The organism is Pantoea sp. X-Soil-OKNW-556, from assembly GCF_059730695.1.
Genome location: NZ_AP035990.1, coordinates 4194507 through 4214314 on the forward strand (window position 1 = coordinate 4194507; position 19808 = coordinate 4214314).

General features: G+C 54.8%; 18 protein-coding genes. 9 read left to right on the forward strand and 9 right to left on the reverse strand.

All coding sequences use genetic code 11. The features are described 5' to 3' along the window. Window positions 1–2 precede the first annotated feature (2 nt). Window positions 3–833, forward strand: coding sequence for a hypothetical protein (locus tag AC6I8T_RS19580; protein WP_021184908.1), 831 nt, complete (start codon window positions 3–5; stop codon window positions 831–833). Here the strand turns inward: AC6I8T_RS19580 and AC6I8T_RS19585 are convergent, their stop codons facing one another. Further along, window positions 834–2024 carry a BaiN/RdsA family NAD(P)/FAD-dependent oxidoreductase gene (locus AC6I8T_RS19585; protein ID WP_208724346.1) on the reverse strand — a complete coding sequence of 397 codons (1191 nt, stop codon included), beginning with the start codon at window positions 2022–2024 and terminating at the stop codon, window positions 834–836. A gap of 241 nt (window positions 2025–2265) precedes the next feature. On the opposite strand from AC6I8T_RS19585, the gene pitA reads away from it, so the two are divergent. Further along, on the forward strand, window positions 2266–3765 hold the full coding sequence (gene pitA / locus AC6I8T_RS19590) for an inorganic phosphate transporter PitA (protein WP_021184910.1): 1500 nt from the start codon (window positions 2266–2268) through the stop codon (window positions 3763–3765). A gap of 45 nt (window positions 3766–3810) precedes the next feature. On the opposite strand, the gene uspB is transcribed toward pitA, so the two are convergent. After that, a complete protein-coding gene (gene uspB, locus AC6I8T_RS19595) occupies window positions 3811–4146 on the reverse strand; it encodes a universal stress protein UspB (protein WP_036626735.1) in 336 nt (111 codons plus the stop codon). 410 nt (window positions 4147–4556) lie between these two features. On the opposite strand from uspB, the gene uspA reads away from it, so the two are divergent. Next, window positions 4557–4991, forward strand: a complete 435-nt coding sequence (gene uspA / locus AC6I8T_RS19600; protein WP_013510885.1) for a universal stress protein UspA — start codon at window positions 4557–4559, stop codon at window positions 4989–4991. A 52-nt stretch (window positions 4992–5043) separates the two neighbouring features. Here the strand turns inward: uspA and rsmJ are convergent, their stop codons facing one another. After that, complete coding sequence (gene rsmJ, locus AC6I8T_RS19605) at window positions 5044–5793, reverse strand: 16S rRNA (guanine(1516)-N(2))-methyltransferase RsmJ (RefSeq protein ID WP_208724347.1); 750 nt, start codon at window positions 5791–5793, stop codon at window positions 5044–5046. 8 nt (window positions 5794–5801) lie between these two features. Continuing rightward, window positions 5802–7844, reverse strand: a complete 2043-nt coding sequence (gene prlC / locus AC6I8T_RS19610) for an oligopeptidase A (RefSeq protein ID WP_021184913.1) — start codon at window positions 7842–7844, stop codon at window positions 5802–5804. 186 nt (window positions 7845–8030) lie between these two features. Between prlC and AC6I8T_RS19615 the strand changes: the two genes are divergently transcribed. Continuing rightward, window positions 8031–8873: a 23S rRNA (adenine(2030)-N(6))-methyltransferase RlmJ gene (locus tag AC6I8T_RS19615; RefSeq protein WP_021184914.1), complete on the forward strand. Its 843-nt coding sequence runs from the start codon at window positions 8031–8033 to the stop codon at window positions 8871–8873. Window positions 8874–8879: 6 nt separating this feature from the next. On the opposite strand, the gene rnz is transcribed toward AC6I8T_RS19615, so the two are convergent. Further along, window positions 8880–9791 (reverse strand): ribonuclease Z, encoded by a 912-nt coding sequence (gene rnz, locus AC6I8T_RS19620; RefSeq protein WP_208724348.1) that lies wholly within the window; start codon window positions 9789–9791, stop codon window positions 8880–8882. A gap of 125 nt (window positions 9792–9916) precedes the next feature. On the opposite strand from rnz, the gene gorA reads away from it, so the two are divergent. From gorA to AC6I8T_RS19635, 3 genes are all read left to right on the forward strand, one after another. Further along, window positions 9917–11269, forward strand: a complete 1353-nt coding sequence (gene gorA, locus AC6I8T_RS19625) for a glutathione-disulfide reductase (RefSeq protein WP_208724349.1) — start codon at window positions 9917–9919, stop codon at window positions 11267–11269. Between the two features lie 231 nt (window positions 11270–11500). Continuing rightward, window positions 11501–12433, forward strand: coding sequence for a nucleoside recognition domain-containing protein (locus tag AC6I8T_RS19630; RefSeq protein WP_208724350.1), 933 nt, complete (start codon window positions 11501–11503; stop codon window positions 12431–12433). 320 nt (window positions 12434–12753) lie between these two features. After that, complete coding sequence (locus AC6I8T_RS19635; RefSeq protein WP_021184918.1) at window positions 12754–13533, forward strand: L-threonylcarbamoyladenylate synthase; 780 nt, start codon at window positions 12754–12756, stop codon at window positions 13531–13533. Window positions 13534–13853: 320 nt separating this feature from the next. On the opposite strand, the gene AC6I8T_RS19640 is transcribed toward AC6I8T_RS19635, so the two are convergent. The 3 genes from AC6I8T_RS19640 to AC6I8T_RS19650 form a co-directional block, all read right to left on the reverse strand. Continuing rightward, window positions 13854–14870, reverse strand: coding sequence for a zinc-dependent alcohol dehydrogenase family protein (locus tag AC6I8T_RS19640; RefSeq protein WP_208724351.1), 1017 nt, complete (start codon window positions 14868–14870; stop codon window positions 13854–13856). Between the two features lie 144 nt (window positions 14871–15014). Next, window positions 15015–16151 carry an epoxide hydrolase family protein gene (locus AC6I8T_RS19645; RefSeq protein ID WP_208724352.1) on the reverse strand — a complete coding sequence of 379 codons (1137 nt, stop codon included), beginning with the start codon at window positions 16149–16151 and terminating at the stop codon, window positions 15015–15017. 46 nt (window positions 16152–16197) lie between these two features. Beyond that, the gene (locus AC6I8T_RS19650; RefSeq protein ID WP_497834250.1) at window positions 16198–17019 is read right to left on the reverse strand and encodes an SDR family oxidoreductase; all 822 of its coding nucleotides are present in this window, start codon (window positions 17017–17019) and stop codon (window positions 16198–16200) included. A 95-nt stretch (window positions 17020–17114) separates the two neighbouring features. On the opposite strand from AC6I8T_RS19650, the gene AC6I8T_RS19655 reads away from it, so the two are divergent. Next, entirely contained in the window at window positions 17115–18017 is a 903-nt protein-coding gene (locus AC6I8T_RS19655; protein WP_497834251.1) for a LysR family transcriptional regulator, read from the forward strand. Here the strand turns inward: AC6I8T_RS19655 and AC6I8T_RS19660 are convergent. Further along, window positions 18008–18649 (reverse strand): hydrolase, encoded by a 642-nt coding sequence (locus tag AC6I8T_RS19660; protein ID WP_021184923.1) that lies wholly within the window; start codon window positions 18647–18649, stop codon window positions 18008–18010. The genes AC6I8T_RS19655 and AC6I8T_RS19660 overlap by 10 nt on opposite strands. 238 nt (window positions 18650–18887) lie before the next feature. Between AC6I8T_RS19660 and AC6I8T_RS19665 the strand changes: the two genes are divergently transcribed. Continuing rightward, window positions 18888–19802: a bestrophin family protein gene (locus AC6I8T_RS19665; protein ID WP_208724354.1), complete on the forward strand. Its 915-nt coding sequence runs from the start codon at window positions 18888–18890 to the stop codon at window positions 19800–19802. The last annotated feature ends 6 nt before the right edge of the window (window positions 19803–19808 follow it).

Below are 19808 nucleotides of genomic sequence, written 5' to 3' on the forward strand. Positions count from 1 at the left end.
TTATGGCATTTCCGAAATCACATGAAATATTAGCACTGACATCACAACCCGAATTAAATAATCGTGTGTCAGCAAACTATCTGACCACTGAAATTCTGGACGAAGCTTTGATTCTCGTCCGTTCGTTATCCACGGATGAAGTCTTCAGACTGGCTAAATCGGAAACCAGTCAGATTGCTTATACCCTGAAAGATTACAAAGACGAGAATAACCGCCGCCTGGCTTCAGGCGATGTCGAGTCAGGGCAGTTACCACTGGGGAGGATTAACCATCTGGATAACCGGGTAGCCGGTGTGCGCGTCCAGCATGTGGATAATGCCGCCAAAAGTGCGTTGGGGGGAACCGCAATATTTCTCGGTGCCGGGCTATGGGCGGGATTAGGTTCCAGTGTGGGCAGCATCATTGGCAGGAATGCCGTACAGTTCGGCGTCACCGCCGCCTCCGCGTGGGGAACACGTTTTGTGACCCAGAAAGTCGTGGCGGTGAATCAGATGGCGTCACATATCAAAAATCTCGCCGATATGTTCAATACCACCCACAATGCATTTTCTGAATTCCGCAATGACGTCTATGTCAAACGCGTACAGTACAAACCTGATGAAGACAGCCCTCCCCTGACTTTTGAACAAAATGTCACCGGTAAAAATGCACTTCCGGGCGATCAGGCCGCGGCAATTCAGCAGATACTGACCCGATTTATCAGCTCAGCCTATCAGCGCGTTGATATTGTTGGCCGACCTGCCGAGTTTATGAAGGTCTATTTTGAAGGCGGGGCCCCGCTGGATATTTCACGTATTCAGTATGATTACCTGATCAATCTCAAGTTGCCGTAATCAGGATGACAACGCCTGCGCGCACGCCCAGGCGGAACTCCACGCCCACTGGAAGTTATAGCCACCCAGCCAGCCGGTCACATCCACCACTTCGCCGATAAAATATAATCCGGGCACATCGCGTGCTTCCAGGGTTTTTGACGATAACAGGGTGGTATCCACGCCGCCCAGCGTCACTTCAGCTGTGCGGTAGCCTTCGGTGCCGTTTGGCTGTACCCGCCACTGATGCAGGGTTTGCACCAGTTCGCCCTGCTGCTTGCTGTTGAGCTGCTTCAGGGTGACGTCAGGGATCTGGTTCAGCGCCTGCAACACTTCCACCAGGCGCTTCGGCAAAATTTTCGCCAGGCTGTTTTTCAGGCTGAGATTCGGATGGGCGTCACGCTGGATATTAATAAACCCATCCAGCGGCGTTGCCGGGGATAAATCCACCGTCACGAACTCGCCGGGCTGCCAGTAACTGGAGATTTGCAACACCGCCGGGCCAGATAAACCGCGATGGGTAAACAACAACGCCTCTTTAAATAAGGTGCCGTCCTGCGCAGTGATGGTGGTGGGTAACGCCACGCCGGATAAGGTGTTCAATTGTTCCAGCAGCGGTTTATGCAGAGTAAAAGGCACCAGCGCAGCGCGCGTCGGGAACACTTTCAAACCAAACTGCTCCGCCACTTTATAACCGAACGGTGAAGCTCCCAGCCCCGGCATCGATAAGCCACCGCTGGCGATCACCAACTTCTCCGCCTGCACCGTCATGCCGTTCAGTTGCAGGGTGTAGCCTGCGTCGTCACGCTGCACGCTCAGCACTTCGCTGCGCAACCGGAGCGTCACCTGTCCGGCTTCACACTCGGCCAGCAGCATATCCACGATTTGCTGCGCCGAATCATCGCAGAACAACTGGCCCAGCGTTTTCTCGTGATATGCGATGCCGTGACGATTGACCAGATCGATAAAGTCCCACTGGGTATAGCGCGCCAGCGCAGATTTACAGAAATGCGGGTTGTGCGACAGGTAAGCTGCGGGTTCGGTATACATATTGGTGAAATTGCAGCGTCCGCCGCCCGACATCAGAATTTTGCGGCCCGCTTTTTTGCCGTTATCAAGCAGCAGCACACGCAGGCCACGCTGTCCGGCCTGTGCAGCACAGAACATGCCCGCAGCACCCGCGCCAACAATGATAACGTCAAACTTTTCCACTGCTTTTTCTCACTTCACCCGAAAGGCGCTGATTGTAGTGATCTGTCCTCTTTGACGCCAGTGTCAAAAAAATGCCGTAAATATGTCATATTGTAAATGACTCATATTTCGGCATTTTTCCCTTGTTTAGGCGTGTGACTGGCAACATTAAGACAAAAAAAGACTATATTTCCCTTTCCCATACAGCACGTTGTCGCGGATAATGCGCCGCGTTCATGTCCTCCAAAATGGCGTAACGTTTATGCTACATCTGTTTGCTGGTCTTGACCTGAGTACCGGCCTGTTATTGGTTCTTGCCCTGCTGTTTGTATTGTTTTACGAAGCAATCAACGGTTTCCACGACACAGCCAACGCGGTCGCGACAGTTATCTACACCCGTGCGATGCGGGCGCAGCTGGCGGTTGTGATGGCAGGTGTTTTCAACTTTTTCGGTGTTTTGCTGGGCGGTTTGAGCGTGGCCTATGCCATTGTTCATATGCTCCCCACCGATCTGCTATTAAATGTTGGTTCAGCTCACGGCCTGGCTATGGTGTTCTCCATGCTGCTGGCTGCGATTATCTGGAACCTCGGCACCTGGTATCTTGGCCTGCCGGCGTCCAGCTCCCATACCCTGATTGGTGCCATTATTGGTATCGGTCTGACCAATGCTCTGATGACCGGAACGTCGGTGGTTGATGCGCTCAACCTGCCAAAAGTTCTGAATATCTTCCTTTCCCTGATCCTGTCGCCGATTGTCGGTCTGGTGATTGCCGGTAGCCTGATTTTCCTGCTGCGCCGCTACTGGAGCAGCACCAAGAAACGCTCGCGTATTCATATGACGCCAGCCGATCGCGAGAAAATCGACGGCAAGAAAAAGCCGCCATTCTGGACGCGTATCGCCCTGATTGTTTCCGCCATTGGCGTAAGCTATTCACACGGTGCGAACGATGGTCAGAAAGGCATTGGCCTGATCATGCTGGTGCTGATTGGTGTCGCACCTGCGGGTTTCGTGGTCAACATGAATGCCTCCGGTTATGACATCACCCGTACCCGTGATGCCGTCAACCATCTGGAGCAGTACTACCAGCAGCACAGCGAAACCCTGACGCACATCGTGCAGATGGTGCCGCCTGCGGTGCCTGCGCCAGAAGAGTCCATCAATGGCCCGCATGAATTCCACTGCGATAGCGCCCGTGCGCTGCCAGCGATTCAGCGAGCTCAGGGCTTACTGAACAATCTGCAAAGCTACAGTGACCTGACACCTGACCAGCGCAGCCAGATGCGTCGTCTGCTGCTGTGCATCTCCGATACCGCCGATAAAGCGGCGAAGCTGCCGGAAACCAGCGCTGACGACCAGCGTTTCCTGAACAAGCTGAAAAGCGATCTGTTGGGAACCGTTGAGTATGCGCCGGTGTGGATCATCATGGCCGTAGCCCTGGCGCTTGGCGTCGGCACCATGATTGGCTGGCGTCGTGTGGCGACCACTATCGGTGAGAAGATTGGTAAGAAAGGCATGACCTACGCGCAGGGTATGTCAGCGCAGGTGACGGCAGCGGTGTCGATTGGCATTGCCAGCTACACCGGGATGCCGGTTTCCACCACGCACATTCTGTCGTCGTCAGTCGCCGGGACCATGTTGGTTGATGGTGGCGGTCTGCAAAGCCGTACCATCAAGAATATCGCGATGGCGTGGGTGTTTACCCTGCCGGTGTGTATTCTGTTGTCCGGTTCCTTGTACTGGATTGCGCTGAAGCTGGTGTAATCACCGCTTCAGACACCGAAGGGCGACAGCAATGTCGCCCTTTTTTTATTGCCAGACTGCCATCGCGATCAGGCTGACAACCACCAGCCCACACAGCCCGCTGGTCAAAATAAATTGCCCGCGTACCCGTTCACAGCGACGAATAAACTCTTCGTCGTGATGGTCACGATAGCGCTTCTCCCAGATATAGCGCACCAGGCGCACCTGTTTGCTGGGCTGACCGTGCGACGTAAAGAAGCCAGCACCATCCACATATTGATATAACAGCGGATCGCAACCACGTAGCACCGCCAATAACGAGCGCAGAGAAGAGAAATAGCGCGCCATATTCACCAGACAAACTACACAAAGAGCCCAAAAAAGCGCGATAGTGCTAATCATGATCCCCTCCCGGCTGGAGACGTGGAGACGCAACGCTGTAAACGCTCCACGAGAAAGCCTTCCACTGAATGAATCGAATTGCGTTGTTTTTTTGCGAGTCCGGCGGTAAGTCATCAGGAGATGTATGACCGTCATTTTCAGTGTAGGAGATTTGGTAAAAATTTTTCCAGCGATGATTTTCGTTCACCGCGAGCGAAAAAAGCGATAACCCTTGATCTTCCTCACAGCGGCGCAGCGCCTTGCAGCATTTGTTAACAACTCTGGCTATACTGGGGGTATAACAACAAACCGCCTGCAAAGCATAAATCTCGATGGGTGGCGCTTATCGCCGTTATGCGCAAAGGATTTCGCCAGCCGTGACGTGGCAGGAATTCGGGTTGCCCCCAGAATCTTGTGAAAGGAGTTATATCATGGCTTATAAACACATCCTGATTGCAGTAGACCTTTCCCCTGAAAGCCAGTTACTGGTTGAAAAAGCCGTCTCACTGGCACGTCCTTATGATGCGAAAATCTCATTAATCCACGTTGATGTGAATTATTCAGACCTCTACACCGGGCTGATTGACGTCAATTTAGGTGATATGCAGAAACGCATCTCTGAAGAGACGCATACCGCACTGAAAGAACTTTCGACCAACGCCGGATACCCCATCAGTGAAACCCTGAGCGGTAGCGGTGACCTCGGTCAGGTGCTGGTGGATGCGATTAGAAAATATGATGTGGATTTGGTGGTATGTGGCCACCATCAGGACTTCTGGAGCAAGCTGATGTCCTCAGCGCGCCAGCTCATTAATACGGTGCATATTGATATGTTGATTGTGCCGTTGCGCGATGACGACGAATAACAAAACAGGCCGGGAAACCGGCCTGTTTTTTTGTAGCGGATAGGTGCAAATATCAGCTTAGCGGCGGATAGATATCAAAACGATGGCTTTTGGTCACCACCGCTGACTGTGTCACCACACCCGCTAACGGCGGGGCGTAATCCGGGCGCTTCACCACAATACGTTTTTTCGCCAGACGCCGCGCCGGTTCCAGCAGTGCATCAGCATCCTCATCCGCGCCTACCAGAGACTGGAATACCCGCATCTCCTTTTTCACCATCGCGCTTTTTTGCCGGTGAGGATACATCGGGTCGAGATACACCACATCTGGCGCGGGAGTGATTTCACTCAGCGCCTGCTGGCTGACGACATGCAGCAGCGTTAATCGCTCGCGCAGCCAGCCGCCGATTTCCGCATCGTCATAACCCCGACGCAAACCATCCTCCAGCAACGCCGCCACCACCGGATGACGTTCCAGCATGCGCACCCGGCAGCCCAGCGCGGCCAGAACAAAGGCATCGCGTCCTAATCCGGCCGTGGCATCGACCACATCCGGCAGGTAATCACCCTTGATACCCACCGCTTTCGCCACTGCTTCACCGCGCCCACCGCCAAAACGACGCCGGTGCGCCATCGCGCCAGAGACGAAATCAACAAAAATGCCGCCCAGCTTTGGCTCGTCGCGTTTACGCAGCTCAAGATGGCTGGCAGTCAGCACCAGCGCCAGTGGCGACTGCTCATCCTGCTCCAGTCCCCAGCGCTGGGCCAAATGTAATAAGGCGCCGTCTCCGGCGCCTGTTTCATCAATTAAACCGATTTTCACAAGCAGGCTTATCCCTGAATCCCGTAATGTTCCAGCATCGCATCGAGCTGCGGTTCACGGCCACGGAAGCGTTTAAACAGCTCCATTGGCTCCTCAGAACCACCACGCGTCAGGATGTTGTCGAGGAACGACTGACCGGTTTCACGGTTAAAGATACCCTCTTCTTCAAAGCGTGAGTACGCATCGGCAGCCAGCACGTCGGCCCACAGGTAGCTGTAGTAACCTGCGGCATAGCCACCCGCAAACACATGGCTGAAGGCGTGCGGGAAACGGCCCCATTCCGGGCTGGGTACCACCGCCACCTGCTTCTTCACTTCACGCAGGGTTTCGAGGATTTGCGCGCCCTGCTGCGGGTTAAACTCGGTGTGCAGACGGAAATCGAACAGGCCGAACTCCAGCTGACGCAGGATAAACAGCGCTGCCTGGTAGTTTTTCGCTGCCAGCATTTTATCCAGCAGTTCTTTCGGCAGCGGCTCGCCAGTTTCATAGTGGCCGGAGATAAACGCCAGCGCGTCCGGTTCCCAGCACCAGTTCTCCATAAACTGGCTCGGCAGTTCCACCGCATCCCACGGCACACCGCTGATACCGGACACGCCAGGGGTTTCGATACGCGTCAGCATATGATGCAGACCATGACCAAACTCGTGGAACAGCGTGGTCACTTCATCATGGGTGAACAACGCAGGCTTGCCCTGCACCGGACGGTTGAAGTTACAGGTGAGGTAAGCCACCGGCTTTTGCAGGCTGCCATCGGCTTTGCGCATCTGGCCGACACAGTCGTCCATCCAGGCTCCGCCGCGTTTGTGCTCACGCGCGTAGAGGTCGAGGTAGAAGCTACCGCGCAGTTCGCCGGTTTCATCAAACAGGTCGAAGAAACGCACATCCGGGTGGTAAACGTCGACATCTTTACGCTCTTGCGCGCTGATGCCGTAGATACGTTTCACCACTTCAAACAGGCCATTCACCGCACGCGCTTCCGGGAAATAGGGACGCAGTTGCTCATCGCTGATGGTGTAGAGATGCTGCTTCTGCTTTTCGCCGTAGTAAGTCAGATCCCACGGATTCATCTCGTCGACGCCGAACTCTTTTTTGGCGAAGGCGCGCAGTTGGGCCAGCTCTTTCTCACCCTGTGGACGGGCGCGTTTAGCAAGGTCAGTGAGGAAATCGATCACCTGAGACGGGCTTTCCGCCATTTTGGTCGCCAGCGATTTATCCGCAAAGGAATCAAAGCCGAGCAACTGGGCCAGTTCGTGGCGCAGCGCCAGTTCTTCTGCCATCACCGGGCCGTTATCCCATTTACCGGCGTTCGGGCCTTGATCAGACGCACGGGTTGAGTAGGCGCGATACATCTCTTCACGCAGCGCCGCGTTGTCGCAGTAGGTCATCACCGGCAGATAGCTCGGGATATCCAGCGTCAGCAACCAGCCTTCCTGCTCTTTGGCTTCCGCCATCGCTTTGGCTGCCGCCAGCGCGCTTTCCGGCATACCGGACAGCTCCGCTTCATCGGTGATCAGTTTGTTCCAGCCCTGAGTGGCATCGAGGACGTTGTTGCTGTAGGTCGAACCCAGCTCAGACAGACGCGCGGCAATCTCGCCATAGCGTTTCTGTTTTTCTTTATCGAGTCCGATACCCGATAACTCGAAATCACGCAGGCTGTTATCCACCGCTTTCTTCTGGGCGATATCCAGCGCCGCATAGTTGTCACCCTGCTTCAGGTCACGATACGCCTGGTACAGTCCTTCATGCTGACCAACCCAGGTGCTGTATTCGGACAGCAGCGGCAGCGTCTGCTCATAAGCCTCACGCAGTTCCGGGCTGTTTTTTACCGAGTTCAGATGGCTGACCGGCGAAAAAATACGCCCGAGGCGATCATCCACTTCTGCCAGCGGTTGTACCAGGTTATCCCAGCTATAAGGCGCGCCCTGTGCCACTACGCGCTCCACCGCCGCACGGCAGTCGTCCAGTGCGGCGGTTACCGCAGGAACAACGTGCTCAGGTTTGATGGCAGAAAAAGGCGGAAGGGTAAAAGGCGTAAGTAACGGATTGGTCATAAGCGCAGTCCTTTTATGGAGTATGGGGCGCGATCGGTCGCGCAACGCAATCTTACTAACATGCGGCCTGATTAGCGGAAAATCAATGCTGCCCCGAAACGTCAGCAATTTTTATCCAGCGCGGCTATAATCCCGCCACATACGATGTAGTGAATTCTTTGATCCAACCGCGGACCCCTCTTTTTTATGCTGAGTTATCGCCACAGTTTTCATGCCGGCAACCATGCCGACGTGCTCAAACACACCGTTGAGAGCCTGATCCTGACCGCCCTGATGGAGAAGGAGAAGCCTTTCCTCTATCTGGATACCCACGCCGGTGCCGGACGTTACCAGCTGAGCGGTGAGCACGCCGAGCGTACCGGTGAATATCTGGAAGGCATCGCGCGTATCTGGCAGCAGCCGGATGCGCCGGAACTGCTGAAGCCTTACTTCTCGGCGATCCGTAACCTGAACCCTAACGGCACCCTGCGCTACTATCCGGGTTCACCGCTGATTGCCCGCCATCTGCTGCGCCAGGACGATAAACTGCAACTCACCGAGCTGCATTCCAGCGATTATCCGCTGCTGCGCAATGAATTCAGCAAAGACAGCCGTGCGCGTGTCGAGCGTGCCGATGGTTATCAGCAGTTGAAAGCCAAGCTGCCACCGCCAACGCGCCGTGGCCTGATCCTGATCGACCCGCCGTATGAGCTGAAAAGCGATTATCAGGACGTGGTGAAAGGCATTCAGGAAGGTTACAAGCGTTTCAGTACCGGTATCTACGCGTTGTGGTATCCGGTGGTGCTACGTCAGCAAATCAAACATATGACCAAAGATCTGCAAGCCACCGGCATTCGCAACATTTTGCAGATTGAGCTGGCCGTCCGCCCGGACAGCGACCAGCGTGGTATGACCGCTTCGGGGATGATTGTGATTAACCCACCGTGGAAGCTGGAGCAGCAGATGAAAGAACTGCTGCCGTGGCTGCATCAGAAACTGGTGCCAGCAGGCACCGGTCATACTCGTATTGAGTGGATTGTCCCGGAGTAAGGCGCACTAAATCTCGAACACCGCAAAATCATGTGCCAGCTCCGTCGCCGCAAAGATGGACTGGCACTCCGCCAGCAATCTCTCCCGATCCTGTGACAAATAGCGCGAGCTAAAATGGGTGGCGATCAACCGCTTAGCCCCGGCCTGTTTTGCCACTTCTGCCGTTTGTATCGTGGTGGAATGGCCGCGACTGTTGGCCTTCTCCGCCAGCGCCGCCTCGAGCGTGGTTTCGTGCACCATCACATCGGCATCAGCCGCCAGTTGCAACGCCACCTCAGTCGGCCCGGTATCGCCAAAAATCGCCACCACCTTGCCTTTGGTGGACGGCCCCAGATATTCAGCACCATTAATTTCGCGCCCATCCTCCAACCGGACACGCTCGCCCTGCTTCAGTTGCTGATACCACGGCCCACGCGGCACCCCTTCCGCTTTCAGGCGCGGAGCATCAAGAAAACCGGGGGTATCATGCTGTTCGATGCGGTAGCCGTAGCACTCCACAATATGATTCATCGGCCAGGCGGTGACACGGAAATCACCGTCGTCAAACACCAGCCCGGCGGCGATTTCCACGATTTCCAGCGGAAAGCTGGTATAGGAGCCGCTCAGGTTCAGCGCCGTCTCGATGAATTGACGGATACCTGACGGACCATAGATGGTCAGTGGTTCTTTCAAGCCCGCCATCGAGCGACTGGTGAGCAATCCGGGCAGACCAAAAATATGGTCGCCGTGCAGATGGGTAATAAAGATTTTTTCCAGCTTGCTCGGTTTCAGCGCCGAACGCATGTATTGATGCTGCGTCGCCTCACCACAATCGAACAACCAAGTGTCACCCCGTTTGGATAAGGTCAACGCAATGGCGGTGACGTTACGTTGCAGGCTTGGCGCACCTGCGCCGGTGCCAAGAAATGTCAGTTGCATACGGTGCTTCCCTGTAATGGGTGTTGATCCAACCCTATCACAATCATAGGTGCAATCTTTGCGCCCTTTCCCCTGTCAGCGTTACACTCTAACCCAATTTTTCTTCCTGCAAATGGACACATCTGATGACCAGACATTTTGACTACCTTGCCATTGGCGGCGGCAGCGGCGGAATCGCCTCCATTAACCGTGCAGCGATGTACGGCCAGAAATGCGCCCTGATTGAAGCCAAAGAGCTGGGCGGCACCTGTGTCAACGTAGGTTGCGTACCAAAAAAAGTGATGTGGCACGCGGCGCAGATTGCCGAAGCTATTCACCTGTATGGCCCGGATTACGGCTTCGACACCACGGTTAACCGCTTCGACTGGTCAACCCTGGTGAAAAATCGCAGCGCCTATATCGATCGTATCCACACCTCATACGACAACGTGCTGGGCAAGAATAAGGTGGAAGTAATCAAAGGGTTCGCCCGTTTTGTTGATGCGCACACCGTGGAGGTGAACGGCGAAACCATTACCGCTGATCATATCCTGATCGCCACTGGTGGCCGTCCAAGCCATCCCAACGTGCCGGGAGCAGAATACGGCATCGACTCCGACGGCTTCTTTGAGCTGGATGCGCTGCCAAAGCGTGTGGCGGTCGTCGGAGCCGGTTATATCGCCGTGGAGCTGGCAGGTGTGGTCAACGCGTTGGGCGCGGAAACCCACCTGTTTGTGCGTAAGCACGCGCCGCTGCGCAGCTTTGATCCGCTGATCACCGATACGCTGGTTGAAGTGATGCAGGCTGAAGGCCCGTCATTGCATACCGATTCCATCCCGCAAGCGGTGATCAAAAACGCTGACGGCAGCCTGACGCTGCAACTGGAAAACGGTCAGGAGCAAACCGTAGATTGCCTGGTATGGGCGATTGGCCGTGAGCCAGCCAACGATAACTTCAATCTGGCCGTCACTGGCGTGGCGCTGGATGAGAAAGGTTATATCAAGGTGGATAAGTTCCAGAACACCAGCGTGCCGGGCATTTACGCAGTGGGCGACAACACTGGTGCGGTGGAGCTGACACCGGTAGCGGTAGCAGCAGGCCGTCGCTTGTCTGAGCGTCTGTTCAACAACAAGCCGGACGAACATCTGGATTACAACAATATCCCGACCGTAGTATTCAGCCACCCGCCAATTGGCACCGTCGGTCTGACCGAACCCCAGGCGCGTGAGCAGTACGGCGATGATCAGGTGAAAGTGTACAAATCGGCCTTCACCGCCATGTACACCGCCGTCACCCAACACCGTCAGCCATGCCGGATGAAGCTGGTCTGCGTAGGACCGGAAGAGAAAATCGTCGGTATCCACGGTATCGGTTTTGGCATGGATGAGATGCTGCAAGGCTTTGCAGTGGCGCTGAAAATGGGTGCCACCAAAAAAGACTTCGACAACACCGTGGCGATCCACCCGACCGCAGCGGAAGAGTTTGTGACGATGCGCTAACTAACCCGGCCAGCATGTTACAGCATGCTGGCTTTCCTCCCTTTCCCTTCCAGACAAAAACTCTGTTTCTTTACTACTCAATCCTCGCTCGCCGGGATAACATTTCTCTCTTTGCAGACGCTAACGCATTTATCGCGTGGCTGTTTTTTGGTGAATTATTTGGCAGAGGGAGGCTGGCGTGAATATTTATTTTGCGCAGCGGGGATTAAGTAGCAAGGAACAGAATCAGGCATGAATATCATCAGTATTATTATGTCGGCGGGCAAAGCCTCGGTGGATGTGGCGCTGTATACGCTGATTCCCATCATGGTTGTTATGTTATTTGTGATGAAATATCTGGAGGCAAAAGGCGTACTCGATTTTATTGTTCGTCATACCACGCCGTTATTAAAACCTTTGGGTATTACCGGGCTGGCGTTATTTGCCCTCATCCAGTTAAATTTTGTCAGTTTCGCCGCTCCGCTCGCCGCCCTGGCGATTATGGAAAAACGTGGCACCTCCGATCGCCATATGGCTGCCACGCTCAGCATGTTATTTGCCATGGGCCAGGCAAATGCCTTTTATCCTTTGATTCCTGCCGGTCTGCATTGGGGGGCGGCCATACTGATCTCGATTTGTGGGGGCATCGTGGCGGCTTCCACCACTTACCACTTTTTTGGTCGTAAGCTCCCTGCCGTCGCGCTGCGTGATGAAGACGAAGGGATCAGTCATAACGAAGCGAAGCCCGGCCTGATTGCCATTATCAATAATGCCGGTTCCGATGCGATTCGTCTGGCGCTTGGCTCGCTACCGATGTTGATCCTCTCCTTATCGGTAGTCGGCATTCTGAAAGAGGCCGGTGGCGTAGAATTGCTGACCCGGTGGTTGTCTCCGTTGCTGGATCGGCTGAATATTTCCGAGGTCTACATTCTGCCCGCGCTCACCAAATGCCTGGCAGGCGGCACGGCCTACTATGGCGTCATTGCGGGTCTGGTGGAAAAAGGGTTGTACAGCGCCCACAATATTAACGCGTCGGCAGGTTTGCTTATCCAGACCTTCGACCTGCCCGGCATCGGCATTTTCCTCGGGCTGTCCAGTCGCTTCCCACGACTGTTCCGTTTCGCCGTACCGGGTATTCTGTTAGGTATCGCGCTGCGCGCCACGGCGCATTCTCTCCTTTTTTAAACGCAACGCTAAACCGGTAACCACCTGTTTAGCGCTTCAATTTTCTAAATAACACCACAGTTCTTAAGCGTTATTTAAAATTAACCCTATCTATTTTATCGTTATTTTCATCAGTTGCATGACGGTTATTGTTAGTATTATTATCCCGAGACGATTATTGCTAAACGCTGCAATTAACCCTATAACTCTAATGGTTTGCCTGCTAATAAATAATGACAGAGCATATCCTGAAGAAATATCGGGTTAATAACGTAATCCCTTATATTCATCGCAGGTAATATTCCTGTGCGTCATATTTTGTATGCAGATAGGGTCTTTCCATGAGCGGTAAAAAAATAACCTGGAATGGCGGGTTACAGCACGAAGCCATCGACATTCTGGCCAAAGAGGGCGGCATGATCGTCAGCCCCACCAAGGTCGGCTACATCATTATGACCTCCGATAAAGCCGGTCTGGAGCGCAAGTTCGAGGCGAAAAACCGTAATCGCAACAAGCCAGGCGTGGTGCTGTGCGGCTCGCTGGAGCAACTGCGTTCCCTGGCACAGCTCAACCCGGAAATCGACGAACTGTATCAACGCCACTGGGATCAGGACATTTTGCTGGGCTGCATCTTACCGTGGCGTGAAGATGCGTTGTCGCGTATTCCGGCTGACGGTTCCAAAGCGTTAATGATGGATGGCCGCCAGACCAGCTGTTTCGTGATTAAATTCGGCAAGCCGGGTGAAATACTGGCAAAAGAATTGTGGGAAAAACACGGTAAATTCTCCTTTGCCAGCTCCGCTAACCCATCCGGTCAGGGTAACCGCGGTCTGGTTGAAGGTATTGGCGAACGCATTGAATCCCGTGCCGATTTAATTATTGCTGCCAACGATTACGTGAAATCCATTCAACCCAATGACGACAACAAAGTGCGTTATGAGCAGGGAGTGATGGTGTCGATGGTGGATAATGAAGGTCGTTTAATCCCGGAGCAAAAAGGCGAGCGCAAAATCACACCCTGTCCGGTGCTGATCCGCAAAGGTCTTGATGTTGATAAGATTATGTCGCTGCTGTCCGATATTTTCCCTTCGTGGGATTATCGTCACGGCGATTATTATTAATTTGTAGCGCGATGAATCGCGCCGCTACGAAATTTTGCAGATATTGTTCATAACAGCGCGATGAATCGCGCCGCTACGAAACCTTGCACATATTGTTCATTACAGCGCGATGAATCGCGCCGCGACGAAACTTTGCACATATTGTTCATTACAGCGCGATGAATCGCGCCGCGACGAAACTTTGCACATATTGTTCATTACAGCGCGATGAATCGCGCCGCTACGAAACTTTGCAGATATTGTTCATAACAGCGCGATGAATCGCGTCGTTATGAAACTTTGCAGATACGGTAGCGGCGCGATTTATCGCGCAATGAAATTTACCACTCCACCGTAATCTTGCCGAAGTGACCGGCGTTTTGTTGATGCTGAAACGCGGCCGGTAGATCTCCCAGGGTGCCGTAACTGTCGCTGATCACCGGACGAATGCCGGTCTGCTCCAGTGCGCGCACAAAGTCCTGCTGCTGGCGGCGATGGCCGACAATCAATCCCTGAATGCGCGCCTGCTTTGCCATTAACAGCGAGGTAGGGATCACGCCTTCACGCCCGGTCAGCACACCGATCAACGCAATATGACCACCGACACGCACCGCTTCGATCGATTGCGCCATCGTGCCGGGACCGCCCAGCTCAATCACCACATCCGCACCCTGACCCTGCGTCAATTGCTGCACCGCTTTGCCCCACTCCGGCGTGCTGCGATAGTTAATCACCTCATCCGCGCCCAGCTCGCGCGCACGCGCCAGCTTTTCATCGGACGAGGAGGTGACGATCACCCGAGCGCCCATGCTTTTGGCAATTTGCAGCGCGGTGATGGACACGCCACCGGTACCCAACGTCAGAATGGTATCACCCGCTTTGATCTGCGCATCACCCACCAAGGCGCGCCAGGCCGTCAGACCGGAGGTAGTGATGGTCGCCGCTTCCGCATGTCGCCAGCCTTTTGGTGCCAGGGTGAAGTGGCTGGCCGGACGCACCACCACTTCTGCGGCAAAACCGTGCGCACCATCGCCCGGTGTTTGGGCAAAGTTTCCGACCTGAGCCGAGGATAATCCGTCTTGCCACTGCGGGAAGAAGCCGGATACCACATGATCGCCCACCTTAAATTCGCTGACGCCAGCGCCAATCTCTTCCACCACCCCCGCGCCGTCTGCCATCATAATGCGGCCATCAGCGGTCGGAATGGCCCCCTGGGCGACCAGTAAATCGTGGAAATTCAGTGAAGTGGCATGAATTGCCACCCGGATTTCACCCGGCCCAGGTTTGCCGGGGTCCGGCAGGTCCACCAATTGCAAATTCTCCAGTCCACCGGGGCTTTTTAAGATCATCGCTTGCATTGTCAGTCATCCTCGTCAGCAAAAAGGTAAGTGTGGCAGTGATAGCGAATCCCTGCCTTTTCCGATGGTGCTCAGCATGACAAAGGAGAAGACATCACGGAAATCGTGATTTTTGATTTTAGATATCGCCAGAAATGATACCTTTCAGCGCAATGGCTGATAAAACGCCCGAATCTCCTGCGCCAACAACTCTGGTTCCTCCATCGCGGTAAAATGCCCACCGCGTGGCAATTCATGCCAGTGCCGAATAGCCAGATTCTGCTCTGCCCAGTGGCGCGGCGGCGGCATCAGGTCATACGGAAAACGCGTCAGCCCGGTCGGCACGGTGATTTTCGCCATCGGCGGAAGCGAGTGGCTGTTTTCGTAATAGAGGTTGGCTGAGGTGCCGAAGCTAGCGGTAAGCCAGTACAACATGATGTTATTGAGCAACTCATCTTTGCTGAAGCGGCCAAACACATTGCCCTGGCAATCACCCCAACTGTGGAATTTCTCCAGAATCCAGCTTGCCAGTCCGACCGGAGAATCATTGAGCGCGAATGCCAGGGTTTGCGGTTTGGTGGATTGCAGCGCCATATACGCCCCTTCCTGCGTAATCCATTTCATCGCTGCCGCCTGATAGTCGCGCGCTTCATCGGTAAGATCTGCACCGGTCGCCTGCATCAACGGGCGTACCAACCCGATATCGGTGAGGTGAATACCCACCAACCTGTCGGGATGCTGCACCGCAAGGTAGCGGGTGACGCCAGAACCAATATCGCCCCCACTGGCGGCGAAACGCGGGTAGCCCAACTCGGTCATCAACTGCGCCCAGAGATCAGCGATTTGCGCGTTGTTAACCCCGCCCGGCGGGCAGGCCGAAAAGGCAAAGCCCGGTAGCGATGGCACGATAACATCGAACGCATCCTCCGCCTTGCCACCAAAACGTGCCGGATCGGTCAACAGCGGGATAATTTTCTGGTAGCGCAAAAACGAATCGGGCCAGCCGTGAGTCAACAACAGCGGCAACGGGTCAGGCCCGTTGCCGCGTTGATGGACAAAATGGATCTGCGTCTCATCCTGCCGCCAGTAATAATGCCCAAGCTGGTTAAGGTCGCGCTCCTGCTGACGCCAGTCATACTGATGCAGCCAGTAATCCACCAACGCTTTCAGCTCATCAGGCGCGGTGCCTTTCTGCCACGCAGCGCCGGGCAGGGTCGCCGCCCAGCGCGTCTGGCGCAGACGCCATTCGAGGTCATCCAACTGTGATTGCGCGATATCAATCTGAAACGATTGCACAGACATAGCAACTCCTGGAGTTTAATCAGGCTCTGCCTCTACTGTAGTCTGCTCAGGCATCCGCGCCATAGGCCAGTGCTTTTTGCGTATGCAACTCCGCCAGACGATTTTGTAAGGCCATATCAATGTGCTGATAAGCGGTGCTGCCAAGTGCCAGTCGCAACGGCATCTGCGGCTGTTCCAGGGTGGCGATCATCGCTGTCACACATTTTTCTGCATCACCGAGGATGACAAACTCCCCTGACTGCAACCTGCGTCGCAGCTCGCCCGAGGCGGTAGCGCGATAGCATTCCAGCGCCGTAGCCACATCCAGTCCGGCACCAAAGTTGGTCGCTGTCGGGCCAGGTTCCACCAACAAAAAGTCGATGCCAAAGCTCACGACCTCCTGGCGTACCGCCTCAACAAAACCCTCAATGCCCCATTTGGTGGCGTGATACAGGCTGAAGTTGGGATAAGCCACCTGGCCGCCTTCCGACGACAATTGGGCAATGCGACCGCCGCCCTGCTGACGCAGCAGCGGAATCGCTGCACGAATCAGCTGAATCGAGCCGGTGAGGTTGGTGGCAATTTGCCGTTCAATTTGCGCATCACTCAGCTCCTCGGCGGCACCAAACAGGCCGTAAGCGGCGTTGCTCACCACCACATCAATGCGCCCGGCGCTGGCAAAAGCTTGCGTGATGGCGGGTGCAATGGTGGCGGTCTGCGCCAGATCCAACGCGATAACCTGCAAACGTTCAGCGTAGCGTTGTTGCAGGTCAGCCATCGCCGCCACCCGACGAACGCAGGCAATCACAACATCACCACGCGCAAGTAAGCGTTCACTCATCAAACGACCCAGCCCATTGCTGGCACCGGTAATTAACCAGGTTTTCATCTTTGTTTCCTCCTGTTGAAAACCTGATGGTAGATCGCTTTACTGGTGGTTATCGTCTCCCTAATCGCGCATGACCTGGTGAGGAAAAACCACCAATGAGAAGACCTTCGTGGCATGAACTGCAAGCCATCAGAACGCTGGCGGAGCAGCGCAGCTTTCGCCGCGCCGCCGAAATGCTCGGGCTAAAACGTTCCTCACTCAGCCATCTGGTAAAAGGGTTGGAACACAATCTGGGTGTGCAGTTGTTTCAGCGCACCACGCGGAGCGTGGCACTGACCGAGGCCGGTCAACGGTTACTCAGTCGGCTGACGCCGCTATTGAATGAGATGGACGAGGTGCTGTTTGACGTCAGCGCTCAGCGCCAGCAGCATTCCGGCACGCTACGTATCAGCGCCAGCGATGCGGCAATTGGCTTACTGCTAACGCATGTTATTCCGGCGTTCAGCGTCCAATATCCGCAAATAGAACTGGACCTCGCCGCGCAGGGTGCACTGGTGGATATCACCGCGCAGGGTTTTGATGCCGGCATTCGGCTGATTGAAGACGTGCCGCAGGATATGGTGGCAGTGCCGCTTGGCGGCCCGCTGACGTTTGTTACCGTGGCAGCCGGGGCTTACCTCGCTGATCATCCGCCGGTACAGCATCCGCAGGATTTACAGCAGCACCAGTGCATCCGCCAGCGGCTGCCGAGTGGCAAACGCTATCGCTGGGAATATCAACGGCAGGGGGAGTCGCTGGAAATGGATGTGCCGGGTACGCTGACACTCGACAGTAACGCGCTGATGGCCCAGGCGGCTATCAGCGGTTTAGGTATCGCTTACCTGCCGCTGCCGTACGCCAGCGCAGGATTAGCCAACGGCCAGCTGGTGGAGTTGCTGGCCGAGTGGCGTGTGCAGTCGGCGGGCATCGCCTTGTGGTTTCCACCTAACCGCCATCAGTCGATGGCGCTACGGCTGTTTATCGATGCCCTGAAAACGTATCTGCCCTATTACAGCTGACGTTGCGGCGCTTTATGCACCATAGTGTAGGCATAATCAACGCCCATACCGTAGGCACCGCTGTGCTCACGCACCAGGTCCATCACCGCGTCATAGGTCTCTTTGCGTGACCAGTCGCGCTGGTACTCCAGCAGCACCTGCTGCCAGGTCACCGGCACCGCACCCGCCTGCACCATCCGTTGTACCGAACGTTCGTGGGCATCCACGCTGGTGCCGCCTGAGGTGTCAGTCACCACATAGACTTCATAACCCGCTTTCAGCGCCATCAGTGCCGGGAAGGTCAGGCACACTTCGGTCCACAGCGCAGAGATAATCAGCTTTTTACGTCCGGTTTTTTCTACCGCGGCAACAAATTTGGCATCTTCCCATGAGTTCATTGAGGTTCGCTCAATCGGCTTCGCTTCCGGGTGTACCGCCAGCAGTTCCGGCCAGATGTAGCCGCTAAAGCTTTCGGTTTCCACCGAGGTGTAAATCACCGGCACGTCGAAAATCTTGCCCGCTTTTGCCAGGGCAACGGTGTTATTTTTGAGCTGCTGGCGATCGATATTGGCCACGCCAAATGCCATCTGCGGCTGGTGGTCGATGAAGATCAGGGTAGAGTTTTGCGGGTCGAGCAGGTCAAGTTTAGACATGGTAAATTCCTCAGCGGTATAGGTTTTGTGTGTTGTGTCGTTGAGATGAACTTTAAAAAAAGCCGTGCTGAAGAGATAACGGAAAGAATTTTATAAGTTGTTCAAAACGATTTTAGAAGATTGATTTAATTGAAAAAAACAACCTCCCCCTCGCCAAAAGCCTGCGAAACAACGTTGATCAGTCGGTGAAGACAGGCGTAACCTGTGATCACAAAATCAAAAATTCACCATCGCAAAAATGATTGTTCGCCCCCACCAGCATTGGTTCCTGCGGCTGTTTGACTGGCATGGTTCGGTGCTCACCAGCATCCTGTTCCGTCTGTCACTCAACCTGCTGATGTCGCTTGTCGCCATCCTCGGTTTTCCCTGGTATGAAACGCTCGGTATCCATCTGACCACCGCGCCGTTTAGCCTGATTGGTGTGTCGATCGCCATCTTCCTTGGCTTTCGTAACAACGCCAGCTACGCACGCTTTACCGAAGCCCGCACCCTGTGGGGGACATTGCTGATTACCCAGCGCTCCCTGTTGCGCCAGGTAAAAAGTATTCGCACGCTCAGCCTGGATCAGGCGCGTGAATTTGCCGATCTGCAAATTGCCTTCAATCTGAGCCTGAAACATCAACTTCGCCGCACGGACCCGCTGACGGATTTGCAGCGCACCCTGCCGCCGCGCTGGCACAATGCGGTGCTACATCAGCCGCTGGCGACCACGCAGATTTTGATGTGTATGGGGGAGTGGCTGGCGCAACAACGGCATGAAGGTCATGTGTCGGATATTGTCTGGCAAAGCATCGATGAGAACCTGAATCATCTTTCCACGATACTGGGCGGATGCGATCGTATCGCCAGCACGCCGATTCCTTTTGCCTACAGTTTGATTCTGCACCGTACCGTGTATCTGTTCTGCACCCTGCTGCCTTTTGCGCTGGTGTCAGATCTGCACGCCATGACGCCACTGGTGTCGGTGTTTATCTCCTACACCTTTTTGTCGCTGGAATCGTTGGCGGAGGAACTGGAAGACCCGTTTGGTACCGCGCCGAATGACCTACCGTTGGACGCCATTTGTGTGGCGATTGAGCGTAACCTGAAGGCGATGAACGGTGATCCGTTGCCGGAACCGTTGCAGCCGGATAAATATTTTAATCTTACGTAAGCCACA